Genomic DNA, 26,980 nt, shown 5'->3' on the forward strand with positions numbered 1-26,980 from the left:
TGTGCCCCGCCGCCGATAAGCGCCGCCGATAAGCGCCGCGGCAAGTGCCGGGCAGGCGCTCCAAGCAATTGAATGGAGAGGTTTACGTTGAGCCAGCGTGTTCCCGCGATCGGCCTGGCAGAGGGGCTCGGTCACGATCTACATACGAATGCGCAGGTCCATTGGAACCTGGTCGCGCCTGCGCTGGTCGAGGCCGCGGTCGCGCGCGAGGAAGGCAAGCTCGCAGCCGACGGTCCGCTGGTGGTCGAGACCGGGCCGCATACCGGCCGCTCGGTCAAGGACCGCTTCATCGTCCGCAACGCCGCGACCGAGAGCACCGTCTGGTGGGGCAAGTCGAACCAGGCGATGGATCCTGCGCATTTCGCCGCGCTCAAGACCGACTTTCTCGCTGCGCTCAGCGCCAAGGAGACGCTGTTCGTTCAGGACCTGTTCGGCGGATCGCAACCGTCGCACCGGGTCAAGGTGCGCGTGATCAACGAGTTCGCCTGGCACAACCTCTTCATCCGCAACATGCTCGTCCGTCCGGAAGAGCGTGAGCTGGCAGGCTTTCGCCCCGATTACACGATCATCGACCTGCCGAGCTTCCGCGCCGACCCGGCCCGGCACGGCTGCCGCAGCGAGACGGTGATCGCCGTGTCGTTCACTGACAGGCTGATCCTGATCGGCGGCACGCGCTATGGCGGCGAGATGAAGAAGTCGGTGTTCAGCCTGCTCAACTACCTGCTGCCGCCGACCGGCGTCATGCCGATGCACTGTTCGGCTAATATCGGGCCCAAGGGCGACACTGCGATCTTCTTCGGCCTGTCGGGCACCGGCAAGACGACGCTGTCGGCCGATGCGACGCGCACGCTGATCGGCGACGACGAGCATGGCTGGTCCGACACCGCGGTCTTCAATTTCGAGGGCGGCTGCTATGCCAAGATGATCCGGCTGTCGGCGGAGGCGGAGCCGGAGATCTTCGCGGTGACGAAGCGCTTCGGCACCGTGCTCGAGAACGTCGTCATGAACGCCGAAGCGAGGACGCTCGACCTGGACGATCCGACGCTCGCGGAGAATAGCCGCGGCGTCTATCCGATCAACTTCATCCCCAATGCGTCGCGCGACAATCTCGGGCCCGTCCCGACCAACATGATCTTCCTGACCGCGGACGCCTATGGCGTGATGCCGCCGATCGCGAAGCTGACTCCCGACCAGGCGATGTATCACTTTCTTTCGGGCTACACCGCGCGCGTTGCAGGCACCGAAATCGGGGTGGTCGAGCCCGACGCGACCTTCTCCACCTGTTTCGGCGCCCCGTTCATGCCGCGCCACCCGTCGGTCTACGGCAATCTCCTGAAGGAGCGGATCGCCGCGGGCGGGGTCGATTGCTGGCTGGTCAACACCGGCTGGACCGGCGGCAAATACGGCGTCGGCCACCGCATGCCGATCAAGGTCACCCGCGCGCTGCTCAACGCCGCGCTCGACGGCAGCCTCAACGCGGCCGAGTTCCGGACCGATCCGAACTTCGGCTTCCAGGTGCCGGTGGCGGTGCAGGGGGTGGACAGCACGATCCTCGATCCGCGCGCGACCTGGTTCGACAAGCAGGCCTATGACGCCACCGCGGCCGAGCTGGTCGACAAGTTCGTCGACAACTTCGCTCAGTTCGCGGAGCATGTCGACGAGGGCGTCCGCCAGGCCGCGCCCAAGGTGACGAAGGTCAGCGAGCCGGCCTGAGCGAAGGATTCTAAATTAATAGTAAGCTTATTTCTTTTAGCTGCCCTGACTGGTCAGTCGACCTATCTGCAATGTACCTTCCCGGTAACGACGCAGTATTGGACGTGACAGCTGACGAGGCGAACGGCTCTGTCACCACCGCACTTAGATCGACCGGCTATTCGGAAAGCTATCCTGCCGCCTTCACGCCAACAGAGGTACGCTTCCAGAACAGGCTGTTGTCGTACGTCGTTAGCCGGACAGACCTAAGTATCCAGCGCACAATTAAGATGATTAGCAGCATGGACACGGGGTCGTGTAGGCTCGGCGCGGCTCCGTGACGCGCTTTCTGACGCCGCAGGCTATGCCGCCACGATCCGCGCCAGCACCGTCATCGGCACCGGCCCGGCCTGAACCACGCGGTCGTTAAACGCCTTCAGGTGCAGCCGTCCGCGCGCTGCTGCGCGCAGCCGCAGGATCTCCGAATGCCCGACCTTGTACGCGCATGCCTGGCCCGGCCAGCTGCAATAGCGGTCGACCTCGCTCGTCACCTCGCCCGGATCCTGGCCGTTCGCCGCCGCGAACCAGCGGATCGCCTGGTCCCGGGTCCAGCGCTTCGCGTGCAGCCCGGTATCGACCACCAGCCGACCCGCGCGGAACGCCATCGATTGCAGGAAGCCCAGCCGGTCGACCGGCGCGTCGGCGTACATGCCCAGCTCGTCGGCCAGTTGCTCGGCATAGAGCGCCCAGCCCTCCTGATAGGCGCTGAAGCTCAGGAGGTTGCGGATCACCGGCAGGCGGAAGGCATATTCGCCCTGCCAGACATGGCCGGGGATCGCCTCGTGATAGGCGAGCGTCGGCAGCGAATAGCGGGGGAGCGCGCCGGGCGAGCGCAGGTTGATCCACAGCTTGCCCGGCGTCGAGCCGTCGATCGCGCCCGCGCCGCCATAGGCGCCCGCGGCGCCCGGCTCCTCCGCCGACGGGATTCGTCGCACCTCCACCTGCCCGCGCACCGGATGCGCGAAGGCGCCCGGCAGCTTCGGCCGGATCGCGTCGATCTGCACCTGCATAAAGGCGATGATCTGCGCCCGGCCGGCATCATTGTCGGGAAACAGGAAGCGCGGGTCGCGTCCGAGCGCGGTCATCCGCGCGCCGACCGATCCTTGCGTGTAGCCGAGCGGCCGCAGGATAGCGTCCATTTCCGACTGGTAATGCGCCAGCTCGTCCAGACCTTGGCGATGGATCTCGTCGGGCGAGCGCGTCGTCGTCGTCGCCGCCGCCAGCGCCCAGCGGTAATAGGCGTCGCCCTGCGGCAGCCGCCACACCCCCGCGTCGCTCCCCGCCCGTGCCCGCTGGTCGCGCAACGCCGCGATCTGCCGGTCGAGCGCCGGGACGACCCGCTCCCGGCACAGCCGCACCGCTTCGGCTGCGCGCGCCGGAAACTTCGACGCCAGCGTCGTCACCACTGGCCACCCCGCGGGATCGCCGCCGCGCGACAGGGTCAGCGCGGCTATCGCCTTGTCGAGCAGGAAGTCGGGTGGCACCGCCGCCGCTGCCGTGCCCAGCCGCACGCGCTCGGTCTCGCCTTCCAGCTGCGCCGCATAGCCCGCCAGCCGCGCCAGATAGGCATCGGCGTCGCCGACGCTGTCCAGCTTCTGCGTGCCCGTCAGCAGCCGCGGCACGTCGATGAACGCGCCCACATTCTGGATCACCGGATAGGGCGAGTTGCGCCACCCGCCGACATCGACCTCGCCATAGGCAAAGGCGAACCCCTCCAGCGCGCTGGTGTAGGCGGTCCGCACCACGTCGACATGCACCCGCGCCGCCGGGTCGAGCCGCCTGGGGTCCAGCCGCTCGAGCCGCGCCAAGCCGTCGCGCAGATGCCCTGCGATCGCCTGGAGTCCCGCCGGACTGCGGTCCGCCAGCCGCCCGCGCAGCGCCGCGCGCGCGCCGGTGTCGACCCCCAGCTCCGACGCCTGCGCCGGATAATCCTGCAGGAACCGCTCGGCGATCGCGTCGAGCGCAACCGTCGGATCGTCGCCGGCCGCGAAGGCGGGAACGGCGGCCGCCGCGACGGTGGCGGTGGTGGCGGCGAGGACAGCGCGGCGGGTCAGCATCTCGCCAGCTTCGGCGAAGGCGGCGACGGCCGCAAGCGAGTATCGCCCACCCCCTGCGGGGGAGGGGTTGGGGTGGGGCCTCTCCCCGAGCACTGCGCTTGTGACGCCACGCCACCCCCCTCGCTGCCCTACAGGGGAGGGGGGCGGACTGCCTTGCCTCCCGCCCTGACCTCGCTAAGAGCCACAAATGGACATCCGCCTCGGCCTCACCTTCGATGACGTCCTCCTCATTCCCGCCGAATCGGACGTGCTTCCGACCGCCGCCGACACCCGGACGCGGCTGACGCGCGGCATCGGTCTCAATATCCCCATCCTTTCGTCGGCGATGGACACGGTGACCGAGGCTGACATGGCGATCGCGATGGCGCAGCTGGGCGGCGTCGGCGTGCTCCACCGCAACCTCTCCGTCGAGGAGCAGGTCGCCGCCGTCCGTCAGGTCAAGCGCTACGAATCGGGCATGGTGGTCAATCCGATCACTATTGCGCCGACCGCGACGCTGGCCGACGCGCGCGCACTGATGACCGGCCACCGGATCAGCGGCATCCCGGTGGTGGAGGCCGACGGCAAGCTGGTCGGCATCCTCACCAACCGCGATGTCCGCTTTGCCGAACATCTCGCCCAGCCTGTCGCCGAGCTGATGACCCGCGACAACCTTGCGACGGTCCGCGATGGGGTAGGGCAGGAGGAGGCGCGCCGCCTGCTCCATCAGCGCCGGATCGAGAAGCTGCTGGTCGTCGACGACGCCTATCGCTGCATCGGCCTCATCACCGTCAAGGACATCGAAAAGGCGGTGACCTATCCCGACGCGACCAAGGACGCCGCCGGCCGCCTCCGCGTCGCCGCCGCGACCACGGTCGGCGACAAGGGCTATGAACGGACCGCGGCTCTGGTCGACGCCGAATGCGACTTGGTCGTGATCGACACCGCGCATGGCCACAACCGCGACGTCGCGCGCGCGGTCGAGCGGGTGAAGAAGCTCTCCAACTCGGTTCAGGTCGTTGCCGGCAACGTCGCCACCGCCGAGGCAACCCGCGCGCTGGCTGGTGCGGGCGCCGACGCGGTCAAGGTCGGGATCGGCCCCGGCTCGATCTGCACCACCCGCGTCGTCGCCGGCGTCGGCGTGCCGCAGCTGACCGCCGTAATGGAGTGCGCCGAGGCGGGCCGCGCCGCGGGCGTGTCGGTGATCGCCGACGGCGGCATTCGCACCTCGGGCGACATCGCCAAGGCGCTGGCGGCGGGCGCATCGTCGGTGATGATCGGCTCGCTGCTCGCAGGCACTGAGGAGGCGCCGGGCGAAACTTTCCTTTACCAGGGCCGCGCGTACAAATCCTATCGCGGCATGGGCTCGGTCGGCGCGATGGGTCGCGGTTCGGCCGACCGCTATTTCCAGGGCGACGTCAAGGACCAGATGAAGCTAGTCCCCGAGGGTATCGAGGGCCAGGTCCCCTTCAAAGGCCCGGCGCGCGACATCGTCCATCAGCTCGTCGGCGGGGTGAAGGCAGCGATGGGCTACACCGGCGCGCAGACCCTCGATGAACTCCGCGCCCGCGCCCGCTTCGTGCAGATTACCGGCGCCGGCCTGCGCGAAAGCCATGTCCACGACGTGACGATCACCAGGGAAGCACCGAACTACCCCACGCGATGACGCATGTGCGGGCAGCACCAAACGCACCATTCGGCCGAGCGCAGCTGGCGGGAAGCAGCGTTGTCGCCCACGCCGCCGGTCAACGTCGGTGAGTTGCCGTTGCGATGCAGATCGCATCGGCGCGGGTAGAAAATGCTTAACCCTGCGCCGCTATCCGGCCGCGCATGGCGCTCTCCTTCACCCGCACTGCGCTCCCTGCAGGCATCGGCTTTGGCTTGTACCGATTGGGCAAGCTGATCGGCGAGTTGGGCGATATCGACCATGCAACCGGCAACAATGCCGGGGCACTTCAATACCACCTTTTCGCGCTGGTCGCCACGATCGGCGCGCTCGCCTGCTTCATCTATGCCGGCATCGGCGCTTTTCGTGCGTTCCGCGGCAGTAACGCCGATCCCGCCGCACCGGCCGGCGTCGCCGCCGACCCCCCGGCCGCAGTCGCACGGCCCCGTGCGGAGCGATCCACCTCGCCGGTTGTCGCGACGGCGGCGCCGCGCGGCTTCGGACGCAAGCCGGTTCCTTGAGCATCGCCGTTCGACCCGCGTGCGGCGTGCGGCTATGACCATTGGTGGCCGGCGAGCCGCGGCACACTGGCCGCGGACATGGCCTTAGCGAGTCCTGCAGGGTGAGGATCGAGTAGCTGCGATGACCCCTGCCGCCCGTACCCAAGCCGCTATCGAGTTGCTCGACGCCATCATCGCCGCCGCACGCGACCATGGCCCGGCGGCCGATACGCTGATCGGCCGATACTTCGCGGTGCGGCGCTATGCAGGATCGAAGGACCGCCGGGCCGTGCGCGCGCTGGTCTACGCCGCGGTCCGCGCCGCCGGTGAGCGGCCGGAGAGCGGGCGCGCGGCGCTGCTGCTCTTGGCGAAGGCCGATCCGGCGGTCGCCGCCACCTTCGACGGTTCGCCACACGGGCCTGCAGCCATCGCTCCGGGCGAGCGGATCGCCACGGCCGGCGTCGCGCCCGCCTGGCTCGCCGAGCTGCTGGCGGCGTCCGGGATCGATACCGCGGGGCAGCATGCGCTGATCGACCGTGCGCCGCTCGACGTTCGCGTCAACACGCTTCTCGCCGACCCGGCAGCGGTCGCGACAGAGATCGGCGGCAGGCCGATCGCGGGCCTGTCCGCCGCGCTGCGCCTGCCCGCGGGGACCGACATCGCCCCGGTCCTCGGCCGCGTCGAGGTGCAGGACGCGGGCAGTCAGCTCGTGACGCTCGCCGTTGACGCCCGCCCGGGACAAACCGTTGTCGACCTGTGTGCGGGCGCAGGCGGCAAGAGCCTCGCGCTCGCGGCCGCGATGGTCAATGACGGCCGCATCGTCGCCTGCGACACCGATCGCGGCCGGTTGTCGCGGCTGCCCATGCGTGCCCAAAAGGCGGACGCGAGGATTATCGAAACGCTGCTGCTCGATCCCGATCGCGAACGCGAGGCACTGGCCGGGTGGCAGGGCAGGGCGGACGCGGTGCTTGTCGACGCGCCCTGTTCGGGCACCGGCACCTGGCGGCGTAATCCGGAGGCGCGCTGGCGGCTCAACGCCGATCGGCTCGCGCGTTTCGCCGCGACCCAGGCGCGCCTGCTCGACATCGCCGCACCGCTGCTCCGTTCGGGTGGCGCATTGGTCTATGTCGTCTGTTCACTACTTGATGTGGAAGGCGCCGATCAGGCCGCCGCCTTCGCGGCGCGCAGCGGCTGGGCGGCCGAGCAGGTCGATCTGTCCGCAGGCTGTGCGCACGGCGCCGGCTGGCGGCTCGATCCGGCGCACGACGATACAGACGGCTTTTTTGTCGCGCGGTTCCGGGCACCGTGATAGCCTGCTGCGCGTGCGATCCCGTCTGGAGATGATGATGCGTTCCCTGCCGCTCGTGCTCGCCGGTTCGCTGGCCGTGCTCTCCATATCCACCTCGCTTGCGGGGCAGCGTCCCGCTGCGGCGATCGACACGCGCTCGCTGCAGCTGCTGACGGAGGGCAAGACGGCGCGCGCTGCGGGCGATCTCGACGCGGCGCAGGACGCGCTGGAGGCGGCGGCCGCGGTCGATCCTCGCAATCGGCAGGCGTTCATCCAGCTCGCCGAAATCGCGGAAGCACGCAATCTGCCCGGAAAGGCGATCAGGCTGTACCGCGAGGCGCTGGAGCTGGAGCCCAACGACGTCGTCGCGCTGGCGGGGCAAGGCGAGGCGCTGGTCCGCCGCGGCGCCGTCAATCGCGCGCGTGAAAACCTCGCCAGGGTGCGCACGCTGTGCCGTGGCGGCTGCCCTCAGCTCGCCCAGCTGACCGCCGCGATCGCCCACGGACCGCCGGTCGCGACGGCGCAGGCGGTGACACCCGTCCCTGCCGCAGCGCACGAATAGTCAGCCCGACAGCAGCCGCGCCATTGCGATCCACTCCGGTACGGTGACGGTTTCCGCCCGCCGCGCCGGATCGATCGCGAGCGCGTCCAGCGCCGCGAGCGCGCCCGGCACGGCCTTGACGCTCTGCCGGAGCATCTTGCGCCGCTTTCCGAACGCCGCCGCGGTCAGCCGCTCCAGTACGGCGACCTCTACGCCTGCTGGCGACGCGCCCGGCGCCAGATGGACCACTGCCGACATCACCTTGGGCGGCGGCGTGAACGCGGAGCGGTGCACCGGCATGGCGATCCGCGCCGCCGCGCGCCACTGGGCAAGCACCGCCAGCCGGCCGTAATGACCGCTACCGGCGGCTGCGACGATCCGCTCCGCCACCTCGCGCTGGAACATCAACGTCGCCGATGCCCACCAGGGCGGCCATGCGGCAGTCAGCCACTGGACCAGCAGCGCGGTGCCGACATTGTACGGCAGGTTGGACACGATATGCGCGGGAGCGTCGAACAGCCCCGGCAGATCGATCGCCAGCGCGTCTCCCTCGATCACCCGCAGCCGTCCGGGATATACCGACTCCAGTTCCGCCAGCGCCGGCAGGCACCGCCGGTCGCGCTCCACCGCCGTCACCCGCGCACCCGCCGCGAGCAGCGCCCGGGTCAGCCCGCCGGGACCGGGTCCAACCTCCAGCACCGCCGCGTCGGCCAAGTCGCCCGGGATCGCCGCGATCCGGGCGAGCAGCCGCTGATCGAACAGGAAGTTCTGCCCCAGCGCCTTCGAGGCCTGCAGCCCGTGCCGCGCCACCACGTCTCGAAGAGCGGGCAGGGCGTGCAACGGCGGCAGGTCAGGGGTCACGCTCCGGCGCGCCGGGCCGCCGCCTCGCCCGCCATCCGGATCGCGGCGATCATCGCGCCCGGATGCGCCATGCCCTTACCCGCGATGTCGAAGGCCGTGCCGTGATCGGGCGATGTCCGCACGATTGGCAGGCCGAGCGTCATGTTGACGCCCTCGTCGAAGTCGAGCGTCTTGATCGGGATCAGCGCCTGGTCGTGCGTCGGACACAGCGCCACATCATAGGCGGCGCGCGCTCGTGCATGGAACAGCGTGTCGGCCGCGAACGGCCCGCGGGCATCGATGCCCTGCGCCCGCAGCGCCGCGACGGCGGGGGCGATGACGTCGATCTCCTCGCGCCCGAGGGTGCCGTCCTCGCCTGCGTGCGGGTTCAGCCCCGCCACCGCGAGCCGCGGTGCGGCGATCCCAAAATCGCGCCGCAGTCCCGCCGCCGTCGCGATTGCCTTGGCGACGATCAGCTCCACGGTCAGCAGCCGCGAGACATCGGCGAGCGGCACATGCACCGTCAGCGGCACGACGCGGAGCGACGGCCCCGCCAGCATCATGACCGTGTCACGCCGGGCGACGCCGCACCGGTCCGCGATGAACTCGGTCTGCCCTGGCGCATCGAACCCGATCGCATAGAGCTGTGCTTTCGCCACCGGTCCGGTCACCAGCGCCGCAGCGTCACCGGCGCGTGCAAGGCCGGTCGCAGCGGTCAGCGATGCGAACGCGGCGCGTGCCCCCGCCTGCGTGGGCGTCCCCGGCGCGTGGCGGCCCGCCTCGGCGACGGCGAGCACCGGTAGTGCGCGGTCAAAGATGGATGACGCCTCGGCCACCGTCCCGATCACCTCGACTGGCACGCCCCACGCCGCGTTAGCGTCGCCTACCGCGGCGAACACCGGCAGCGTCTCCGCCTCCCTGGCGCGCCACGCCTTGCCAATGATCTCGGGCCCGATACCCACCGGATCGCCCATTGCCACCGCCAGCGGGAGCGGGCGCAGCGCCGGCTTACCGATAGTCGATCACCGCATCGCGCCGCAGGTCACGCAGCCGCTGTTGCGCGCGCAGATTGACGCGGGTCTGCTCCAGCTGGTCCTGCACCTGATCGGCGCGCGGCAGCTGTGCGGTGGTGGGATCATCGCGTCCGCACAGCACCAGCGCGCGAACGCCTTCGGTCGGTGAGCCGAAGGGCGGCGTCGCCTGACCGATCTGCAGGTGCAGCACGATCTCCTGCAGCTGCGGCGGCAGCGCGCGGAGCTGGACCGCGTCGTTGTCGACCACTTCGGCGCCCAGCGACGCGCCGATGCGCTCGACGGTGCCGCACCCCTGCAGCGTCCGCAGCCCGGTCGCGAACGCCGCGGCGCGCGCGGTCGCATCAGCCTGGGTGATCCCGGCGGGGAATCGCAGCGTCATTTGCTTGAGGCTGAGGCGCGCATCGCGCGGATCGGCGGTCAGCACCTGCCGCTTGTCGGTCATGTACAGGATGGAGAAACCGCCAGAGTTCTGCACGGGTCCCGCAACCTGCCCGATCTGCATCTCCTGCGCCGCCTGTGCGAGCTCGGAAGGCAGCACGTTGGCGCGCACCCAGCCCAGATCGCCGCCGACGCTGCTGGTCGAAGCCTGCGAATATTGGCGCGCCGCCGCGTCGAAGGTCAGCGTGCCGGCGCTCAGCTGCTGGATGATCTGGCGCGTGGTGGCGAACACCTGCTGCTCGTTGGCGGGCGTCGCGCGCAGGAAGATTTCGCGGACGTTGAACTCCTGGGTCCCGCGCGCCAGCTCCAGGCGGTGGAGGATGCCCGCCACCTCCTGATCGCTGACGTTGACGAAGGGCGAGATCTTGCGCCGCAGATAGCGCTGCCACGCCAGCTCCGCCTCGATCTCATGGCGCAGGGTCCGCTCGGACGTGCCCGCGCGCTGCAGCAGCGCGGGCATCGCCGGCGACGTGACGTGAAAGCTCTGTTGCGCGGTGCGCGCGAACGCTTGTTCGATCTCAGGCGGCGTGACGGTGATCTCGGCGGTCTTCGCCTCCTGCAGCTGCAGGGTTTCGTCGATCAGCTGGCGCAGCACCTGGAGCCGCAACCGGTCGCGCTCGTCGCCCGTGATGCTCGCCACCGGCACGTTGTTGTACAGCGCGATTAGCGCCATGCGCTGATCGACATCGGTGCCGGTAATCACCGTCTCGTTGACGACCGCGGTCGGCTTGCGGATGTTGGGATCGAACCGCCCGAAAATCTGCAGATTGGCCGGGATATCCAGTCCGCCGGTTTCCGGCGCGCTCTGGTCCGGCACCGTCTGAGCGGAAACTCCCGCGCCGATCGTCACCAGCGCCGCCACGGCTGCACACACGCTTCTGAAACGCCTGATCACTCTGTCGTCACTCCCGCACGCGCACCGGCGCGGCCCTGCATCCGCGACCGCAACTGGCTGCCGTGCCCTGAACGCGCGCTTAGCGACCGAGATTAGTGAAGGCCAGTGTCAACAAAAAGGCGTTGCCCGCACGCGCGTCGCCAGTATCCTGGTAATCACGCCGCCAGGTCAGTCCCAGCCGCAGGCAATCGTCCTGATACTCAACCCCGACCCGGTGGCGGACGGGGTCGAAACCGTCGGCAAGGCTGAGCGGGTCTTCGGCCTTGTTGGTAAGGTCGATGACGGTACTGGCGAAGGCCGACCAGAAGCGGCGGAACTGCACCCGCCCCGCCAGCCGCAGCTCCTCGCGGTCCTGCAGGTCCTCGATCGCGGGATAGATGTTGCGGTCCAGCCGCAGGTATCCTGCGAGCACATAGGTCGAGCGCGAGCCGATCGTCGCGTCCAGCTCATTGCGGCGAAACCCGAGGCTGTCCTTGTCCAGCCGGTAGCGGTGGGTCACCGACACGAAGTCGCGGAATCTCACCTCGGTCCGCCCGACGATATCCGACCAGCGATCGGCCAGCCCCGTTCCGTCCGGCAGAATGCCCGCGCGCCGCGTCAGGCGATAGCTCTGCCCGACCACCGCATCGACCCGGAGGCCCGGCAGGTCGAGCGCCCATTCCGCGCCATAGGTCGCGCGCGTTCCGTCCTCCCACCGGTCATATCCGGGAAAGCGATTGAGCGCGAACAGATTGCTGTCGTCCAGGTCGACCGCGCGCGCGTCCTCATTGGGCAGCGACAGGTTGGCGATCCGCGGCGAGGCGACGATCTGCAGCCGCGGCGTAAAGCGCTGCGTGCCGCCGCCGAGCGCACCGATCAGCGGCCAGCTCAGGTCGGCTGCCGCAGCGCCGATGGCGCGCGTGTGGAACCCCTCCAGCCCGCGATAGCTGGTGACCGCCGTGCTGAGCGTGTCGTGGGTGTTGTAGGCGTCGCCACGGGCATAGCCGGTCAGCGTCAGCACCTGCCCGCCGCTCGTCACCCGCCGCAGATCCCAGCGGATGCTCGCAAAGGCGCGCTGCGTGTCCTGACCGCCGGTCCGCGTCAGCGCCAGGCTATTGAGCTGTAGCTGCGCCACCCCGCCCGCGACTTGAGTGAAGCGCCGGCGATAGTCGATCTCGGGCAGGGCGATCGGCTGCATGCCCTGGCTGTCCGCGACGCGCAGCGTCTGCACCGCCCAGCCGGTGATCGCGAAGTAGCTGTCGCGGTCGATACGCTCTAGCGACGCGGTCGAGCGCAACCGGTCATCGCGCGATATGTCGTAGCGGCGCAGGAACGTGCGGTCGGTCGTCACGCGAAGCGAGCCGCTGGCCGACCACATGGGCGAGAACTGATAGCGCGCGACGCCGTCGAGGTAACCGCGAAACGCCTGCTCCGTGCCGCTTCCCGTCACCGTCGATAGGTCGTCGCTGCGCCGGCTCGCGGTCGCATAGCCGGTCACCTTGAACGCGCCGGACGTGCCCAGCGCGTCATAGGACAGCTCCACCATCGGCAGCACCGCGGTAAATAGATGCGGCGTGAAGGTCAGCCCGCGATTGGGCGCGAGCCGCCAATAATAGGGTGCGACGATCTCCAGCCCGTTGACGTTCTTGTAACGGATGTCGGGGGTCAGAAAGCCGCTGTCGCTGTCTTCGCCCACTGGCGCGGAGAACTTCGGCAGCGGGATGGTCGGCAGACCGAACAGGTGAAATCGGCCGCCAACGAAATAGATGCGCTCGCGGTCGGGGCGATAGGTCACGCGCACGGCCGTGATCTTCCACGATGGCGCCTTGGGACAGCCTGCGCTGTTGACCACCGCGCACGGCGTGTAGGCGGCGTGGTTGAGATCGACCGTCCCGTCCTCCGACCGCGTGCCGCGCGCCGCCGCCAGCCTTCCGCCGCGCTCCAGCACGACCAGCATGTTGTCGACGACCCCATCCTTTAGGCTGTCGGTCAGTTCGATCGAATCGCCATAGGCGACGTCGCCCTGCGGGTTGACGACGGCGATGTTGCCGGTCGCGACGACTTGGCCGGTGCGCCGGTTCCACACGACGCGATCGGCGCGCAAACGGTTGCCCTGGCGCGTCATGCGCACTGCGCCGACGGCGGTGACGACATCGGCGTTGTTGTCATATTCCAGGCTGTCGGACGAGAACTGGACCTGCTGCGCGTCCGCCGGCGCCGCCTGAGCCGCCGCCGGATCGATCGCGGGCGGCGGCGCGACCGGCCGGGTCTGCAGATCCTGCGCGCCCGCCGGCGTCACCGCGGCCAACGCGAGCGCAGCGGAACTCGCCCGCAACAAATCACGCAACAGGAGGATAAGCCGACCCCTTTTGGCGGCCGATCCGCCGCTGACCGCGCGCCTATCGCAGCCCCGCCGCCACCGCAATCGCTTGCCTCGCCGCCCGCACGGCGTAGAGGCGGGACATCATCACCGCAAAGGCCTGACTTTCCATGCAGATCAGTTTCGCGTCCGTTGCCGGCAAGGCGGACGTCCTCGTCCTTCCGGTCGAGAAGGACGCGCTCGGCCGCCGCGATCTGGCTGACGCGCGCGCGGTCGCCGACGCCGCTGCCGCCGCCGCGCGATTCACCGGCGAGGCGGGCAGCAGCGTTGATCTGTTCGCGGGCGAAGCGGCGGGGGTGCGCCACCGCATCCTGCTCGGCGTCGGCGGCGGCGACGAGGCCGACTGGGCAAAGGCGGGCGGCGCGCTGACCGCGAAGCTGCTGACCACCGCAGCGGCGGCAACGATCGACCTGACCGGTATCTCGGTCACCCCGGCGGCGGTGGCGCGGTTGGCGGGCGCGGCGGCGCAGCGCGCGTGGCGGCACGACGTCTACCGCACCAGACTGCCCGAGGCGCAAAAGCCGACGCTCGCGAGCCTGACGATCGTCGGCGCGCCCGATGGCGCCGACGCCGCCTGGCTGGCGCAGAGCGCGGTCACGGACGGCATGGCGCTGACCCGTCAGCTCGTCACCGAGCCGCCGAACCTCCTCTATCCGGAGACATTCGTCGAACAGGTGACGGCCTCGGTCGAAGGCCTTGGCCTGGAGATCACCGTCCTCGACGAGCCCGCGATGCGTGAGCTCGGCATGGGTGCGCTGCTCGGCGTCAGCCAGGGCTCGGCCCGCGACGCACGCCTGCTGGCGCTCAGGTGGAACGGGGCGGGAGAGGGCGCGCCCGCGATCGCGCTGGTCGGCAAGGGCGTCACCTTCGATACCGGCGGCATCTCGATCAAGCCCGCTGCTGGCATGGAGGACATGAAGTGGGACATGGGCGGGGCCGGCGCCGTCGCGGGCGCGATGAAGGCGCTCGCCGTTCGCAAGGCAAGGGCGAACGTGATCGGCGTCATGGGGCTGGTCGAGAACATGCCCGACGGCAACGCCATCCGTCCGGGCGACGTGCTGACCTCGATGTCGGGTCAGACGATCGAGGTGCTCAACACCGATGCCGAAGGGCGGCTGGTGCTGTGCGACTGCATCACCTGGGTACAGCGGACGCATGGGGTCGAAACGATCGTCGACCTGGCGACGCTGACCGGCGCGATGATCGTCGCGCTGGGCCATGAATATGGCGGGCTGTTCAGCAACGATGACGCGCTGGCCAGGCAGCTGGAGGCGGCGGGACTCGCCACCGACGACAAATTGTGGCGTTTCCCGCTGTCCGCGACCTACGACAAGCTGATCGACTCGCCGATCGCCGACGTCAAGAATGTCGGCCCGCGCGGTGCGGGGTCGATCACCGCGGCGCAATTTATCCAGCGGTTTGTCGAAGACGGCGTGAAATGGGCTCATCTCGACATCGCCGGGATGGTGTGGAGCGACAAGCCTGGCGTTCATCACGACAAGGGCGCCACCGGCTACGGCGTCCGCCTGCTCGACCGCTTCGTCCGCGACAATGTCGAACAGGCCTCGCCATCCCGGGCTTGACCCGGCATTTCGCGTTGTTTCTCGTCGCGCCCGGCATGGCGGAGGTTGGATGCAGGTCGACTTCTATCACCTTACCCGCCAGCCCTTGGACCGCGTCCTGCCGCAGATCGCCGAAAAGGTGCTCGCGGCGGGCGACCGCCTGCTGATCGTCGTCGAGGATGAAGCCGAGCGGGTCCGGCTCGACCGTCATCTCTGGACCTACACTGCCGGCAGTTTCATGCCGCACGCGCAGGTCGGCACCGGCGGCGACACGGCCCAGCCCGTCCTCCTCGCGCCCGACATCAACGCCGCCAACGGCGCCCGCAACGTGGCGCTCGCCGACGGCAAATGGCGCGACGGTGCGCTGGACTTCGACCGCGCATTCCACTTCTTCGACGAAGAACGTATTGCCGATGCACGCGCCGCCTGGCGGCTGGTCAAGGACCGCGACGGCGTTGAGCCGCGCTACTGGAAGCAGAACGATACCGGCCGCTGGGAGCAGGTCGCCTGACTGCCGCAATTGCATTCCCCCTGCTTAACCATGTTAATACCAGAAGGGGGTAAAGGCTCGTCGGAGCAATTGGGGGCTGAGGGTTGGACAGGGGAGCCGCACCGACGGCGATGCTGCGCTTCGTCGCGATCGATGGACTTCGCGCGTGGATGGCATGGCTGGTGCTCGCCATGCACATTGTTCAGCAGGGCTTGCCCGGCGGCGGCCCGGCCGCCTGGATCAAGCTCGACCTCGGCGGACAGGCGGTCGACACGTTCATCATCATCAGCGGCTTCGTCATCACGCATCTGCTGATCGAACGGTCCGGCGGCTATCTCGCCTACATCATCCCTCGTTTCATGCGTCTGTTTCCGGCCTTCGTCGTGGCCTGTGCGCTGGGCGCCGGATCGCTCGCCCTTGGATCACAGTGGGCAGCGGCGGGCTGGTTCGAACCGTCTCACGGCATCGAATACCGCAACCTGATCGCCTACCTGCCTGCGCATAGCGTCGCCCATTTGTTGATGCTGCACGGCGCCATCCCGAACACGGTGCTGCCCCTGTCCGAATACGCGTTCATCCCGCCCGGCTGGAGCGTGTCGCTGGAATGGCAGTTTTATCTGGTCGCGCCGGCGGTGATCTGGTTGTGCCGCACTCACAGCCGCGCCGTCGTGCTGGTCGGGACGGTCGCGATCATGAGCGTCGCCTACCATTTCGCGCTGCGCCCGCTGTGGGATCGGCCCAGCTTTCTCGTCGGGACGGCCAAATTCTTTCTGATCGGCATCGGCTGCCGCTTCGCGGCGCCCTATCTGGCGGGGCGGTTACCTTACGTCGCCGCGACGGGGCTTAGCCTTGCCTGTTCGCTGCTGTGGATCGGGCCGCCGTCGATTGCAATGTGGATGCTCGTCTATGCCTTCGTGCTCAGGAAACCGGACGTCGCGATCGGCATGGACCTAGTGCATGTTCGCGTCATGCGGGCGCTGCTGGAAAGCCGGGCGACCCTGTTTCTGGCGGAGCGCTCCTACTCGACCTACCTGCTGCATTGGCCGATCATCACGCTGATGGGTGCGATCGCCACCCACCGGGGCGTTTCAGCCGGACCGGCGCTGACCCTGTGGATGCTCCCGGCCGTGCCCCTCGTGCTGGTGATACAGGAGGTTGTCTACCGGGTTGTCGAGCGTCCAGGCCGCCAGCTGGGTAAACGTTGGGCGCTCCGGCTCGGCGCGCCCGATCCGATCGAAATTGCGGCGGAGACGGCCGTGACGGGCAATCCGCACGAGCGTAATGCCGGTGGGATACCAGTCGCAACCTAGCGATAGCGCTTGCGATCCATAAATCGCGCCCCGGCCGGCCGCGCGTCAACAGCCCTGACGGCTCGCCGGACTATCGCTAGAATGCCGACGCCAGCGCCCGGACCTGCGCACCTAAAGCCGGAAGCCGCAGTGGAGCAGTCCCCGACGTACCAACTCGTGGATCGCGATCGCATCGTGACCCGGCACCAGCACCAGCGCCGGGTCGCTCGTCGCCAGCCGCCCCAGCGCCTGCGTCTCCAGCATCACCGCGCGACGATCGTCGTGGTGGCCGTCGAGGTAGGTCGTCGTGTAGCGCGGCCGGATGCGCTGCAGCCGGACATTGTCGGCGTTGGACGCGACATCGCCCATGAACAGATACTCGCGCCCGTCGGCGCGGCGGACATAGACCATCTGCGACCCCGGCGTGTGCCCAGGCGCCTTCATCAGCACGACGCCCGGCGCAAGCGCATGGAGGCGGTCATAGATCAGTGGCGTCGGCGTCTGGCCGCGCGGCCAGCGCAGCGGCTCCATCTCGGTCGGGTCGGCCAGCTGCTCGCGCGTCACCCGCGCCCGGCCGATGATCGCGGCGAGATGCGGGCTCTCTACCAGCCCGCCGATATGGTCGGCATGCTCGTGAGTGACGACGATATCGCTCGCGCGGTCCATCGCCGCGACCAACCGCGACCACGCCGCCGCGTCATAGCTGCGCGCCCCGAAACGCCGGGCCAGCGCGCCGCTGTTGCCCGTGTCGACGATGATCGATTGATCGGGCCAGACCAGCCGATAGCTGGCGCGCACCATGTCCATCTTGCCCCAGCTCGTCCCGGCGACGATGCCGATCCGCGGCGCATTGGTATGCGACAGCAGCTCCACCTCGATCCGCGCCGGCCCCGGCCCGGGCAGCCGCGCCGCCTCCGCCCGGATCGCCGCCAGATCGAGGTCGAAGCGGCCCGAACGCGGCATCCGGTTGTCGTAGAACAGCCACCACACCGCCGCGCCCAGGAGCAGGACGATCACTCCCCCGGCGCAGCCCAGCCGTCGCAGCCACCGCGCCACCATCGTCCCCTCCTTGCGCTCGCCGCCTGCCCAGCCTAGGGGGCGCGCGACTTTCCGCAACCGTTGAACCCAGGAGCACGTGACCGTCATGGCCGCGACCCGTACCTTTTCGATCATCAAGCCCGACGCCACCCGCCGCAATCTGACCGGCGCGGTCACCAGGATGCTGGAGGAGGCGGGGCTGCGCGTCGTCGCGTCGAAGCGGATCCGGATGACGCAGGATCAGGCGGAGGGCTTCTACGCCGTCCATCGCGAGCGCCCGTTCTTCGCCGACCTGGTCAGCTTCATGATCTCGGGCCCGGTGGTGGTGCAGGTGCTGGAGGGCGACAACGCCGTGCAGCGCAACCGTGATGTGATGGGCGCGACCAACCCCGCCAATGCGGATGCCGGCACAATCCGCAAGGAGCTGGCCGAATCGATCGAGGCGAACAGCGTCCATGGCTCTGATTCGGACGAAAACGCGGCGATCGAGATCGCTTATTTCTTCAAGCCCGAGGAGATCGTCGGCTGAGCGTCGGCTGGTCCCTGCGTCCGGCCCGCGCCGGCGACGCGGGCGCGCTGGCGCTGGTCGCGGGCGCGACGCTGCTGGAGACGTTTCACGCGATCATTCCCGCCGCCGACCTGGTGGCGCACACGACCGGCAAGAGCAGCGCCGCGGCGTTCGGCGGCTGGATCGCGGGCGCTGACTCGCAGGTCTTTTACGCGGGCGCGGCTGGCACCGAAGCGCCGCTCGGCTACGCGGTCCTGACCACAGCCGAATTCCCGGCGGCGGTGCTGCGACCCGGCGACTGGGAACTCCGTCGCATCTACACGCTAGCCGCCGCGCATGGGGCGGGGCTCGGGCCGGCGCTGCTCGACGCCGCCTTGATCGAAGCCCGCGCGCGCGGTCACCACCGCCTGCTGCTCGGCGTCCACCCTGACAATCGCCGGGCGCGGCGCTTTTACGAGCGCAACGGCTTCACGGTGGTCGGCGAACGCACCTTCGCCGTCGGAACGCAGCGGTTCACCGACCCGATCTACGCCCTCGATCTCTAGGGCTTCTCGCGCGCCCAGGCCGCGTCGACCGCCGCCTGTCCGCCGCCGCGCTGGCGCAGCCTGAGCCCGGTCAGCACCAGCACCCGCCCGCGCAGCATCCGGCCGTGCGTCGCCCAGACGACGTCATAGACGCCGCTCGCATCGCGCCGCGCGTCGCCGTCGACATAGGTGACGGTGACGAGCACCGGCAGCCGCCCGCTCCTGCTGTCGGAGCCACCGTCGGTCAGCCGCAGCAGCGTGTCTCCAATTGCATCCGTCGTGATGACGGGGTCGCCCGACGGCCGCTGCGTTACGATTCCCAACGCCCGCGGATAGGCGATCGCGACATCGCTGATCTCGTGCCGCGTATCCGCCAGGCGGAGCGTCCGGCCGCCGTCCGCCACCGTCGCGGTCAGCGTCACGCGCTCCTCCGCCGCGCTCGATCGCGCATGGTCGGCGCGCGACGCCTGCCGGTCGGACCAGGTCAGATACAGTCCAGCGCCCGCGATCAGCACGCCCGCCACCGCGACGAACTCGGCGAGCGACAGCCAGCGCCGCCGCCGCACCTTCTGCTCCACCGTCTCATTACCGGACCCGTTCATCGTCCGCCCGCCTCCAGCAACCGCCGCGGCGCGGCCAGCTCCCAGCTCCGTGCCACGCGATCATCGATCCGGTCCCAGTCGGTGTCGGCCGCACCGACCCGCATCGCCACCCAGCCCGACGGCCCGAGATAAGCAGGGACATAGTAGAAGGCCGGGTCCGCCCCGACCAGCATCGCCTGCTCGTCACGGTCGGCGCACTTGACGATTACCGCCGTCTCGTCGTCGCCGTGATGGTCGTGCCACATATAGGCGAAGAACCGGCCGCCCTTGATCAGGAAACCCGGCGAACCATGCGAGGTGCGCTCGACCGCCTCGGGCAGCGCCAGCGCGATGGCCCGGAGACGCTCCAGGTCGGCGGGATAGTCTGGACTCATCGCGTCACGAACTCCGCCAGCGTCGCCGGGTAGAGCCGATGTTCCTCCACCAGCACCCGCGCCGCAAGGCTTTCCGGCGTGTCGCCGGCCAGCACCGGCACGCGCGCCTGCGCCAGCACCTCGCCCGCGTCCAGTTCGGCGGTGACGAGGTGGACCGAACAGCCATGCTCGACGTCACCCGCCGCCAGCGCGCGGGCGTGCGTGTCGAGCCCCTTGTGCCGCGGCAGCAGGGAAGGGTGAATGTTGAGGATGCGCCCCCGCCAGCACGCGATGAAATCGGGCGACAGCAGCCGCATATAACCCGCTAGCGCTATCACCTCGACCTCTGCGTCGCGAAGGGCCGCGTCGAGCCGTTGCTCATACGCCGCCTTGCCGATCCCCTTGGGCGAGAGTGCAAAGGTCGCCAGCTCACGCTCGCGTGCCCATGCCAGCCCAGCCGCGTCGGGATTGTCGGAGCCAACGAGCGTCAGCGCGTATCCGCGCGCCTGGTCCACCAACGCCATCATGTTCGACCCGCGCCCGGAGATCAGCACGCCGACCTTATGCAAGGTGCATGCCGGACCACGCCCTCCGGCCGCTCCAATCCTCTGGGCCACCGGCCACGGTGCAGCCGCGCTCGCCGGCTTGCACGTCGCCGATCGGAATTACCGTTTCGCCCGCGGCGGAGAGGGCGGCGGCGACGCTATCGGCCTCGGCGGGTGCGACCACCGCGACCATCCCGATCCCGCAATTGAACGTCCGCGCCATCTCCTCCGGCTCGATCGCACCCTGCGCCTGCAGCCACGCCATCAGCCGCGGCTGTTCCCACGCGTCCGCCGCGATCGAGGCATGACACCCGGCCGGCAGCACCCGTGGCACATTCTCCAGCAGCCCGCCGCCGGTGATATGCGCCAGCCCCTTGATCCGCCCCGTCTTGAGCAGCGGCAGCAGCGATGCGACGTATATCCGCGTCGGTGTCATCAGCGTGTCGATCAGCAGCCGGTCCTGGTCGAACGGCGCCGGCCGGTCGAGCCGCCAGCCCTTGTCCGCCGCCAGCCGCCGCACCAGCGAAAAGCCGTTGGAGTGGACACCGGTCGACGCCAGCCCCAGCAGCACGTCGCCCGGCGTGATGTGCGCGCCGGTCAACAGCCGCTCGCGCTCGACCGCCCCGACCGCAAAGCCCGCCAGGTCGTAATCGCCCCCGGCGTACATCCCCGGCATCTCCGCCGTCTCGCCGCCGATCAGCGCGCAGCCCGCCTGCCGGCACCCTTCGGCGATCGAGGCGACCACCCGCTCGGCGACGGCGGTCTCCAGCCGCCCGCACGCGTAGTAATCGAGAAAGAACAGCGGCTCCGCGCCTTGCACGATCAGGTCGTTGACGCACATCGCGACCAGGTCGACGCCAACGCCGTCGTGCCGGCCCCACTCGATCGCCAGCTTCAGCTTGGTGCCGACGCCATCGTTCGCCGCGACCAGCAGCGGGTCGACGAACCCGGCCGCCTTGGGATCGAACACCCCGCCAAAGCCGCCCAGCTCCGCGTCGGCGCCGGGCCGGCGCGTCGCGCGGGCGAGCGGCGCGATGGCGCGGACCAGTGCGTTGCCCGCCGCGATCGACACGCCCGCGCGGGCATAGCTATAGGCGTCGTCGCTCATCGGACCGCCGCCTAGACCGTTGCCGCTTCCCTTTCCACCGCCGCCTTGCCAAAAGCTGCGGCAACCCATGCGCGCGTCCCTCATCCTCACCGGTCTTGTCTCAACCGCGCTCGCGGCGGCGGCGTGGGCGCAGATCGAAGGTGGCGATCGCGGCGTCGCGCCGATGGCGGGTACCTCGTCCTACGAAGTGTCGGGCATCACTGTCGATGTCGCCGCCAGGACCGCCGACGAGGCGCGCTATGGCGGCTGGCGCGCGGCCCAGCGCAAGGCATGGACTCAGCTGTCGCGGCGCATGGGCGCGGGCGGGGGCGCGGTCAGCGACGGCACGCTCGACCAGCTCGTCTCCGGTATCGTCGTCGAGAATGAGCAGATCGGCCCGACCCGCTACATCGCGCGGCTTGGCGTGTTGTTCGACCGTGCTCGGACCTCCGCGATGCTGGGCATCGTCGACCAGGCGGCGCACTCCTCGCCCATGCTCGTCATCCCGGTGCAGGTGTCGGGCGGCGTCGCGCAGGTGTTCGAGGCGCGCACCGATTGGCAGGAGGCATGGGCGCGCTTTCGCACGGGCAACAGCGCGATCGACTATGTCCGTGCGGCCGGCACCGGCCCCGATTCGCTGCTGCTGACCGCAGGGCAGGCGCAGCGGCGCGGCCGTGGCTGGTGGCGAATGCTGCTCGATCAATATGGTGCGTCCGACATCCTGATCCCGATTGTCCGGCTGCAGCGGCAATGGCCCGGCGGCCCGGTAATCGGTGTGTTCGAGGCGCGGCACGGCCCCGACAACGAGCTGCTCGACAGCTTTTCGCTCCGGGTCGCCTCGGCCGACGGCGTTGCCGCGCTGCTCGACGCCGGGGTTCGGCGGATGGATGCGCTGTACGCGCGCGCGCTGTCGCTCGGCGCGCTCAGCCGCGACATCGCGTTAACGCCGCCGCCGCAGCCGGTCGCGCCGCCGCCGGATGAGGTCGGCGATCTGATCGACGCGACCGACACGGCCGACGATGCCCCGACGGCCGCCGGGGCCGGACAGGCTGTTACAGTCACCGTCCAGTATGATTCGCCATCAGCGGCATCGGTCGCGAACGCCGAGTCGACGTTGCGCGGCGTGGCGGGTGTCCGCTCGGCGCAGACAAGCAGCCTGGCGCTGGGCGGCGTGTCGCTGATGCGCGTCGTCTTCGACGGCGATCCGGAGGGGCTGCGCACGGCACTGGAGAGTCGCGGCTATACCGTCAACGGCAGCGGCACGACCTTGCGGATCCGGCGCGCACCGCAGCTGCAGCTGCCCGATTTTCCCACGGACGACCGGCCGAGCGGGTGACCCGCGCCAGGGATCGCGCGACGTGAGCGGGCAGATCGCGCTGCCGCTCGGCTGGCCGCCCCGGCCCCGCGACGATGCGTTTCTCGTCACCGCGTCCAACGCCCATGCTGCGCACCTGCTCGACCACTGGGGCGCGTGGCCCGTACTGGCGGCGCTGCTCGTCGGACCGCGCAAGTCAGGACGCAGCCTGCTCGCGCGCATCTTCGCCGCGAAGAGCGGGGGCCGGGTGATCGACGACGCCGAGCGTGCGCCGGAGGAACAGCTGTTCCACGCCTGGAACGACGCGCAGGCCATGCGTCGTCCCCTGCTGATGGTCGCGGATGCGCCGCCGCCGCGCTGGACCATCACGCTGCCCGATCTACGCTCGCGGCTGGCAGCCGGCATCGTCGCCGAGATCGGCGCGCCCGACGACCAGCTCGTCCGCGCGCTTCTGGCCGCTCAGTTCGAGCGCCGCGGTCTCGATGCGCGCGCCGACCTGATCGATTGGTTGGCGGCGCGGTTGGAGCGCAGTCATGTAGCTGTCATCCGGACGGTGGATGTGCTGGATCAGGAGGTGCTCGAAACCCGCAAACGCCTCTCGATCCCGCTCGCCCGCACGGCGCTCAGGGCGGCGGGGCTGATCGCGAACCCGGAGCGTTTGGAGGGGGCATGACCGGTCGACCCTATCTTGCGCGGCTGACCGAGCCCGACGACGATCCGGCGGGCGCGGGGCCGCAGGGCGATCGCTATTTCAATCGCGAGCTGAGCTGGCTCGCGTTCAACCGCCGCGTGCTGGAGGAGGCGTGTAATCGCGCCCACCCGCTGCTCGAACGGCTGCGCTTCCTGTCGATCTCAGGCTCCAACCTCGACGAGTTCTTCATGGTCCGCGTCGCCGGACTGAAGGGGCAGCAACTGCAGGGCGTCGACCACCGCTCCGCCGACGGGCTGACTGTCGGTCAGCAGCTGACCGCGGTGGTTGTCGAGGCCGACCGGCTGATGGCGTCGCAGCAGCGCGTCTGGGCCGATCTGCGCGCCGAGCTGGACGAGTCGGGCCTGCGCGTGCTGCGGCGCGACGAGATCGATGCCGCCAGCTCGATCTGGCTGGAGGAGCATTTTCGCGATCAGGTTTTCCCGACGCTGACTCCGCAGGCGCTCGATCCCGCGCATCCGTTCCCGTTCATCCCCAATCGCGGCCTGTCGGTGATCTTCGATCTGGTTCGCGAATCGGATGGCGAACCGATCCGCGAGCTGGTCATGCTTCCCGCCGTTACCCGCCGCTTCGTCCAGCTACCCGGCGAACCGGCGCGGTTCGTTGCCGTCGAGACGCTGCTCAAACGCTTCGCGCCTCTCCTGTTTCCCGGCTACTCGATCGGCGGCAGCGCTACCTTTCGTGTCCTCCGCGACAGCGACATCGAGCTGGAGGAGGAGGCGGAGGATCTGGTCCGCTACTTCGCCAATGCCATCAAGCGCCGCCGCCGCGGCCGCGTCATCCGGCTGGAGCTGGAGACCGGTACCCCTGCCGCGCTCGCCACCGTGCTCCGCGACGAGCTGGGCGGCGCCAACGCGATCGTCACCGAATCGGGCCAGCTGCTTGGTCTCGCCGACCTCGAGCTGCTCGTCGACCAGGACCGCCCCGACCTGAAGTTCGCCGCGCTGACCCCCCGTTTTCCCGAGCGCATCCGCGAATATGGCGGCGACTGTTTCGCCGCGATCCGGGCAAAGGACATCGTCGTCCACCATCCCTATGAGACGTTCGAGGTGGTGATCGCCTTTCTCAAACAGGCCGCCGCCGACCCCGACGTGGTCGCGATTAAGCAGACGCTCTATCGCGCCGGCAAGCAGTCCGCGGTGATCAACGCGCTGATCGCCGCCGCCGAAGCGGGCAAGTCGGTTACTGCAGTGGTCGAGCTGAAGGCGCGTTTCGACGAGGAACAGAACCTCGCCTGGGCGTCGGCGCTGGAGCGCGCGGGGGTGCAGGTCGTCTATGGCTTCATCGACTGGAAGACCCACGCCAAGGTCGCGATGGTGGTGAGGCGCGAAGGCACGGCGTTTCGCACCTACTGCCATTTCGGCACCGGCAACTATCACCCGGTCACCGCGCGCATCTATACCGATTTCAGTTTCTTCACCGCCGATCCGGCGACCGGGCGCGATGCGGCGCAGATGTTCAATTACATCACCGGCTATGTCGAGCCGACCGGGCTCGCCAAGCTCGCGCTCAGTCCACGCGACCTGCGGACCCGGCTGACCGCACTGATCGACGCGGAGATCGCGCATGCACAGGCCGGCCGTCCCGGCGCGGTCTGGGCCAAGATGAACAGCCTGGTCGACCCGGCGATCATCGAGAAGCTGTACGAGGCGAGTGCGGCGGGGGTGGAGATCGACCTGGTCATTCGCGGTATCTGCTGCCTCAAACCCGGCGTCCCCGCCCTGTCCGAGCGCATCCGCGTCAAGTCGATCGTCGGCCGCTTCCTGGAGCACAGCCGCGTCTGGGCGTTCGGACAGGGCAGGGCGCTGCCCAATGACCGTGCGGCGCTCTTCATCTCGTCCGCGGACTGGATGCCGCGCAATTTCGACCGCCGTGTCGAATACATGCTGCCGATCGAGAACCCGACCGTCCACGAACAGATTCTCGACCAGGTGATGGTCGCGAACCTGATCGATACCGAACAAAGCTGGGCGCTCGGCGCCGACGGCGACTACTCCCGAACCGATCCGGGCGAGCGGCCGTTCAACCTCCACCGCTACTTCATGACCAACCCGTCGCTGTCGGGCCGCGGCGCGGCGGGCGAGGAAGGCGGCGAGGTCCCGCATCTGTCGCTGGGGCAGGGCAGTTGAACCTGTTCGGCCGCAGCAAGACCGCCGATCCTCGTACCGCGATCATCGACATCGGCTCCAATTCGATCCGGCTCGTCGTCTATGCCGGGCCGCCGCGTGTCCCCTCGATCCTGTTCAACGAGAAGGTGCTCGCCGGGCTCGGCCGCGGGCTCGCCGCGACCGGCGCGATCGCGCCCGAGTCGATGGCGCTCGCCCGCGCCGCGCTCGCCCGCTTCGCCGCCCTGGCGCGCGAGATGACCGTCACTCGGATCCGCACCGTCGCCACGGCCGCGGTACGCGATGCCGCCAACGGCGCGAGGCTGATCGCTTATGCCGAGGAGGTCGGCCTTTCAGTCGAGCTGCTGTCGGGGGAGGACGAGGCGCTCGCCGCCGGTCACGGCGTCCTGTCCGCCTTTCCCGACGCAGACGGCATCGTCGGCGATTTGGGCGGCGGCAGCCTGGAGCTGATCCGCGTGAGGGACGGCGAGGCGGGCGAGCGGGTGTCGTTCCCCCTGGGCGTGCTCCGCGTCGCCGCCGCGCGTGCGAAGGGCGACGCGGCGTTCGAGAAGCAGGTCGTCCGCGCCATCGACAAGGCGGGGTGGAGCGGGCGGGGCAAGGGCCTGCCGCTCTATCTGGTCGGCGGCTCGTGGCGTGCGCTGGCGCGGCTCGACATGGTCCAGACCGATTACCCGCTGCCGATGATCCACCATTACTGCATGGACGATGCTGCCGTCGGGCGGCTGAAGATACTGATCGACCAGTCTCCCAAGGGTCGCGTGCGCGCCGCGCCGGGCCTGTCGGCTGGCCGCATTCCGACGCTGGGCGACGCGGCGGCGGTGCTGACGCTGCTGCTCAGGCATCTCGGCAGCACCGCGACGATCGCCTCGGCCTATGGCCTGCGCGAAGGGCTGTTGTTCCAGGACCTCGACGCCGCCACGCGGTTGCAGGACCCGCTCGCGGTCGCGACCCGCGACGAGGGGCGTAGGGCAGGGCGGTTTCCCGAACATGGCGACCTGCTCGACCGCTGGCTCGCACCCCTGTTCGACCGCGATCAGCCTGCCGCCGCGCGCCTCCGCCACGCCGCCTGTCAGCTCGCCGATGTCGGCTGGCGCGCCAATCCGGAGTTCCGCGCAGTGCGCGCGGTCGAGGTCGCGTTGCACGGCAACTGGGTCGGCATCGACGCGCCCGGCCGCGCCCAGCTCGCCCAGGCGCTCCACGCCAGCCTGGGCGGCGAAGGCGCGCCCGATCCGCTGCCGCGACTGGCGCCCAAGGACCGCCTCGATCGCGCCACTGCCTGGGGCCTGGCGATGCGGCTAGGCCAGCGGCTTAGCGGTGGCCTGGCCGGCCCGCTCCAGCGCTCGCGCCTGTCGGCGGACGAGGGCACGGTGACGCTTCATCTCGCCCCCGAGGATCGCGCCCTCTACGGCGAAGCGGTGGAGCGCAGGCACACCGGACTGGCCGCGTTCCTCGGCCGCCTGCCGATCCTCAGCGCCTGATCGGG

At 69.5% G+C, this 26,980-nt stretch carries 24 protein-coding genes; 14 read left to right on the plus strand and 10 right to left on the minus strand.

Annotated elements, in window-relative coordinates; genetic code table 11:
* Positions 1-87: 87 nt before the first annotated feature.
* On the plus strand, positions 88-1,713 hold the full coding sequence (locus ACP2AD_RS08455; protein ID WP_425229635.1) for a phosphoenolpyruvate carboxykinase: 1,626 nt from the start codon (positions 88-90) through the stop codon (positions 1,711-1,713).
* A gap of 341 nt (positions 1,714-2,054) precedes the next feature.
* Here the strand turns inward: ACP2AD_RS08455 and ACP2AD_RS08460 are convergent, their stop codons facing one another.
* A complete protein-coding gene (locus ACP2AD_RS08460; protein WP_425229636.1) occupies positions 2,055-3,809 on the minus strand; it encodes a DUF885 domain-containing protein in 1,755 nt (584 codons plus the stop codon).
* A gap of 187 nt (positions 3,810-3,996) precedes the next feature.
* On the opposite strand from ACP2AD_RS08460, the gene guaB reads away from it, so the two are divergent.
* From guaB to ACP2AD_RS08480, 4 genes are all read left to right on the plus strand, one after another.
* Positions 3,997-5,454, plus strand: coding sequence for an IMP dehydrogenase (gene guaB / locus ACP2AD_RS08465; RefSeq protein ID WP_425229637.1), 1,458 nt, complete (start codon positions 3,997-3,999; stop codon positions 5,452-5,454).
* A gap of 164 nt (positions 5,455-5,618) precedes the next feature.
* A complete protein-coding gene (locus ACP2AD_RS08470; protein ID WP_425229638.1) occupies positions 5,619-5,975 on the plus strand; it encodes a hypothetical protein in 357 nt (118 codons plus the stop codon).
* 121 nt (positions 5,976-6,096) lie between these two features.
* On the plus strand, positions 6,097-7,263 hold the full coding sequence (locus tag ACP2AD_RS08475) for an RsmB/NOP family class I SAM-dependent RNA methyltransferase (protein WP_425229639.1): 1,167 nt from the start codon (positions 6,097-6,099) through the stop codon (positions 7,261-7,263).
* A gap of 37 nt (positions 7,264-7,300) precedes the next feature.
* Positions 7,301-7,804 (plus strand): tetratricopeptide repeat protein, encoded by a 504-nt coding sequence (locus ACP2AD_RS08480; protein ID WP_425229640.1) that lies wholly within the window; start codon positions 7,301-7,303, stop codon positions 7,802-7,804.
* On the opposite strand, the gene rsmA is transcribed toward ACP2AD_RS08480, so the two are convergent.
* The 4 genes from rsmA to ACP2AD_RS08500 all read right to left on the minus strand — a co-directional run bounded on the left by rsmA (position 7,805) and on the right by ACP2AD_RS08500 (position 13,307).
* Positions 7,805-8,644: a 16S rRNA (adenine(1518)-N(6)/adenine(1519)-N(6))-dimethyltransferase RsmA gene (rsmA, locus tag ACP2AD_RS08485; protein ID WP_425229641.1), complete on the minus strand. Its 840-nt coding sequence runs from the start codon at positions 8,642-8,644 to the stop codon at positions 7,805-7,807.
* Positions 8,641-9,639, minus strand: coding sequence for a 4-hydroxythreonine-4-phosphate dehydrogenase PdxA (gene pdxA / locus ACP2AD_RS08490; protein WP_425231127.1), 999 nt, complete (start codon positions 9,637-9,639; stop codon positions 8,641-8,643). The genes rsmA and pdxA overlap by 4 nt, the downstream gene beginning before the upstream one ends.
* A complete protein-coding gene (locus tag ACP2AD_RS08495) occupies positions 9,632-10,957 on the minus strand; it encodes a foldase protein PrsA (protein WP_425229642.1) in 1,326 nt (441 codons plus the stop codon). Before ACP2AD_RS08495 ends, pdxA begins: the two co-directional genes overlap by 8 nt.
* A 112-nt stretch (positions 10,958-11,069) precedes the next feature.
* Complete coding sequence (locus ACP2AD_RS08500) at positions 11,070-13,307, minus strand: LPS-assembly protein LptD (RefSeq protein ID WP_425231128.1); 2,238 nt, start codon at positions 13,305-13,307, stop codon at positions 11,070-11,072.
* Between the two features lie 152 nt (positions 13,308-13,459).
* Between ACP2AD_RS08500 and ACP2AD_RS08505 the strand changes: the two genes are divergently transcribed.
* From ACP2AD_RS08505 to ACP2AD_RS08515, 3 genes are all read left to right on the plus strand, one after another.
* Complete coding sequence (locus ACP2AD_RS08505; protein WP_425229643.1) at positions 13,460-14,932, plus strand: leucyl aminopeptidase; 1,473 nt, start codon at positions 13,460-13,462, stop codon at positions 14,930-14,932.
* Positions 14,933-14,981: 49 nt separating this feature from the next.
* Positions 14,982-15,422: a DNA polymerase III subunit chi gene (locus tag ACP2AD_RS08510; protein WP_425229644.1), complete on the plus strand. Its 441-nt coding sequence runs from the start codon at positions 14,982-14,984 to the stop codon at positions 15,420-15,422.
* 110 nt (positions 15,423-15,532) lie between these two features.
* Positions 15,533-16,711: an acyltransferase family protein gene (locus tag ACP2AD_RS08515; RefSeq protein ID WP_425229645.1), complete on the plus strand. Its 1,179-nt coding sequence runs from the start codon at positions 15,533-15,535 to the stop codon at positions 16,709-16,711.
* Between the two features lie 111 nt (positions 16,712-16,822).
* Here the strand turns inward: ACP2AD_RS08515 and ACP2AD_RS08520 are convergent, their stop codons facing one another.
* A complete protein-coding gene (locus tag ACP2AD_RS08520) occupies positions 16,823-17,746 on the minus strand; it encodes an MBL fold metallo-hydrolase (protein ID WP_425229646.1) in 924 nt (307 codons plus the stop codon).
* A gap of 88 nt (positions 17,747-17,834) precedes the next feature.
* Here ACP2AD_RS08520 and ndk point away from each other — a divergent pair, with 88 nt between their 5' ends.
* Positions 17,835-18,257 (plus strand): nucleoside-diphosphate kinase, encoded by a 423-nt coding sequence (gene ndk / locus ACP2AD_RS08525; protein WP_425229647.1) that lies wholly within the window; start codon positions 17,835-17,837, stop codon positions 18,255-18,257.
* Between the two features lie 14 nt (positions 18,258-18,271).
* Positions 18,272-18,781: a GNAT family N-acetyltransferase gene (locus tag ACP2AD_RS08530; protein WP_425231129.1), complete on the plus strand. Its 510-nt coding sequence runs from the start codon at positions 18,272-18,274 to the stop codon at positions 18,779-18,781.
* Here the strand turns inward: ACP2AD_RS08530 and ACP2AD_RS08535 are convergent.
* Genes ACP2AD_RS08535 through purM form a run of 4 tightly spaced genes read right to left on the minus strand, consistent with a single transcriptional unit; the run spans position 18,778 to position 21,368 of the window.
* The gene (locus ACP2AD_RS08535) at positions 18,778-19,362 is read right to left on the minus strand and encodes a hypothetical protein (RefSeq protein ID WP_425229648.1); all 585 of its coding nucleotides are present in this window, start codon (positions 19,360-19,362) and stop codon (positions 18,778-18,780) included. The two genes, ACP2AD_RS08530 and ACP2AD_RS08535, sit on opposite strands and share 4 nt — an antisense overlap.
* Entirely contained in the window at positions 19,359-19,736 is a 378-nt protein-coding gene (locus tag ACP2AD_RS08540) for an MmcQ/YjbR family DNA-binding protein (protein WP_425229649.1), read from the minus strand. The genes ACP2AD_RS08535 and ACP2AD_RS08540 overlap by 4 nt, the downstream gene beginning before the upstream one ends.
* On the minus strand, positions 19,733-20,242 hold the full coding sequence (purN, locus tag ACP2AD_RS08545; protein ID WP_425231130.1) for a phosphoribosylglycinamide formyltransferase: 510 nt from the start codon (positions 20,240-20,242) through the stop codon (positions 19,733-19,735). The genes ACP2AD_RS08540 and purN overlap by 4 nt, the downstream gene beginning before the upstream one ends.
* Positions 20,243-20,276: 34 nt before the next feature.
* On the minus strand, positions 20,277-21,368 hold the full coding sequence (purM, locus tag ACP2AD_RS08550; protein ID WP_425229650.1) for a phosphoribosylformylglycinamidine cyclo-ligase: 1,092 nt from the start codon (positions 21,366-21,368) through the stop codon (positions 20,277-20,279).
* Between the two features lie 67 nt (positions 21,369-21,435).
* Between purM and ACP2AD_RS08555 the strand changes: the two genes are divergently transcribed.
* Genes ACP2AD_RS08555 through ACP2AD_RS08570 form a run of 4 tightly spaced genes read left to right on the plus strand, consistent with a single transcriptional unit; the run spans position 21,436 to position 26,975 of the window.
* A complete protein-coding gene (locus tag ACP2AD_RS08555; RefSeq protein ID WP_425229651.1) occupies positions 21,436-22,683 on the plus strand; it encodes a heavy-metal-associated domain-containing protein in 1,248 nt (415 codons plus the stop codon).
* A gap of 22 nt (positions 22,684-22,705) precedes the next feature.
* Complete coding sequence (locus ACP2AD_RS08560; protein WP_425229652.1) at positions 22,706-23,335, plus strand: HdaA/DnaA family protein; 630 nt, start codon at positions 22,706-22,708, stop codon at positions 23,333-23,335.
* The gene (locus ACP2AD_RS08565; protein ID WP_425229653.1) at positions 23,332-25,500 is read left to right on the plus strand and encodes an RNA degradosome polyphosphate kinase; all 2,169 of its coding nucleotides are present in this window, start codon (positions 23,332-23,334) and stop codon (positions 25,498-25,500) included. The genes ACP2AD_RS08560 and ACP2AD_RS08565 overlap by 4 nt, the downstream gene beginning before the upstream one ends.
* Positions 25,497-26,975 carry a Ppx/GppA family phosphatase gene (locus ACP2AD_RS08570; RefSeq protein ID WP_425229654.1) on the plus strand — a complete coding sequence of 493 codons (1,479 nt, stop codon included), beginning with the start codon at positions 25,497-25,499 and terminating at the stop codon, positions 26,973-26,975. The genes ACP2AD_RS08565 and ACP2AD_RS08570 overlap by 4 nt, the downstream gene beginning before the upstream one ends.
* The last annotated feature ends 5 nt before the right edge of the window (positions 26,976-26,980 follow it).

Origin of the sequence: Sphingomonas sp. (assembly GCF_965248875.1) — a bacterium.
In the GTDB taxonomy this organism is placed as follows: domain Bacteria; phylum Pseudomonadota; class Alphaproteobacteria; order Sphingomonadales; family Sphingomonadaceae; genus Sphingomonas.

Coding starts and splice junctions, on each gene's coding strand:
- ACP2AD_RS08515 (WP_425229645.1), top strand. CDS start 15,533: ATGCTGCGCTTCGTCGCGATCGATGGACTTCGCGCGTGGATGGCATGG.
- ACP2AD_RS08470 (WP_425229638.1), top strand. CDS start 5,619: ATGGCGCTCTCCTTCACCCGCACTGCGCTCCCTGCAGGCATCGGCTTT.
- ACP2AD_RS08540 (WP_425229649.1), bottom strand. CDS start 19,736: ATGAGTCCAGACTATCCCGCCGACCTGGAGCGTCTCCGGGCCATCGCG.
- ACP2AD_RS08555 (WP_425229651.1), top strand. CDS start 21,436: ATGCGCGCGTCCCTCATCCTCACCGGTCTTGTCTCAACCGCGCTCGCG.
- ACP2AD_RS08505 (WP_425229643.1), top strand. CDS start 13,460: ATGCAGATCAGTTTCGCGTCCGTTGCCGGCAAGGCGGACGTCCTCGTC.
- ACP2AD_RS08565 (WP_425229653.1), top strand. CDS start 23,332: ATGACCGGTCGACCCTATCTTGCGCGGCTGACCGAGCCCGACGACGAT.
- ndk (WP_425229647.1), top strand. CDS start 17,835: ATGGCCGCGACCCGTACCTTTTCGATCATCAAGCCCGACGCCACCCGC.
- ACP2AD_RS08510 (WP_425229644.1), top strand. CDS start 14,982: ATGCAGGTCGACTTCTATCACCTTACCCGCCAGCCCTTGGACCGCGTC.
- ACP2AD_RS08480 (WP_425229640.1), top strand. CDS start 7,301: ATGCGTTCCCTGCCGCTCGTGCTCGCCGGTTCGCTGGCCGTGCTCTCC.
- guaB (WP_425229637.1), top strand. CDS start 3,997: ATGGACATCCGCCTCGGCCTCACCTTCGATGACGTCCTCCTCATTCCC.
- purN (WP_425231130.1), bottom strand. CDS start 20,242: ATGATGGCGTTGGTGGACCAGGCGCGCGGATACGCGCTGACGCTCGTT.
- purM (WP_425229650.1), bottom strand. CDS start 21,368: ATGAGCGACGACGCCTATAGCTATGCCCGCGCGGGCGTGTCGATCGCG.
- ACP2AD_RS08475 (WP_425229639.1), top strand. CDS start 6,097: ATGACCCCTGCCGCCCGTACCCAAGCCGCTATCGAGTTGCTCGACGCC.
- ACP2AD_RS08460 (WP_425229636.1), bottom strand. CDS start 3,809: ATGCTGACCCGCCGCGCTGTCCTCGCCGCCACCACCGCCACCGTCGCG.
- ACP2AD_RS08535 (WP_425229648.1), bottom strand. CDS start 19,362: ATGAACGGGTCCGGTAATGAGACGGTGGAGCAGAAGGTGCGGCGGCGG.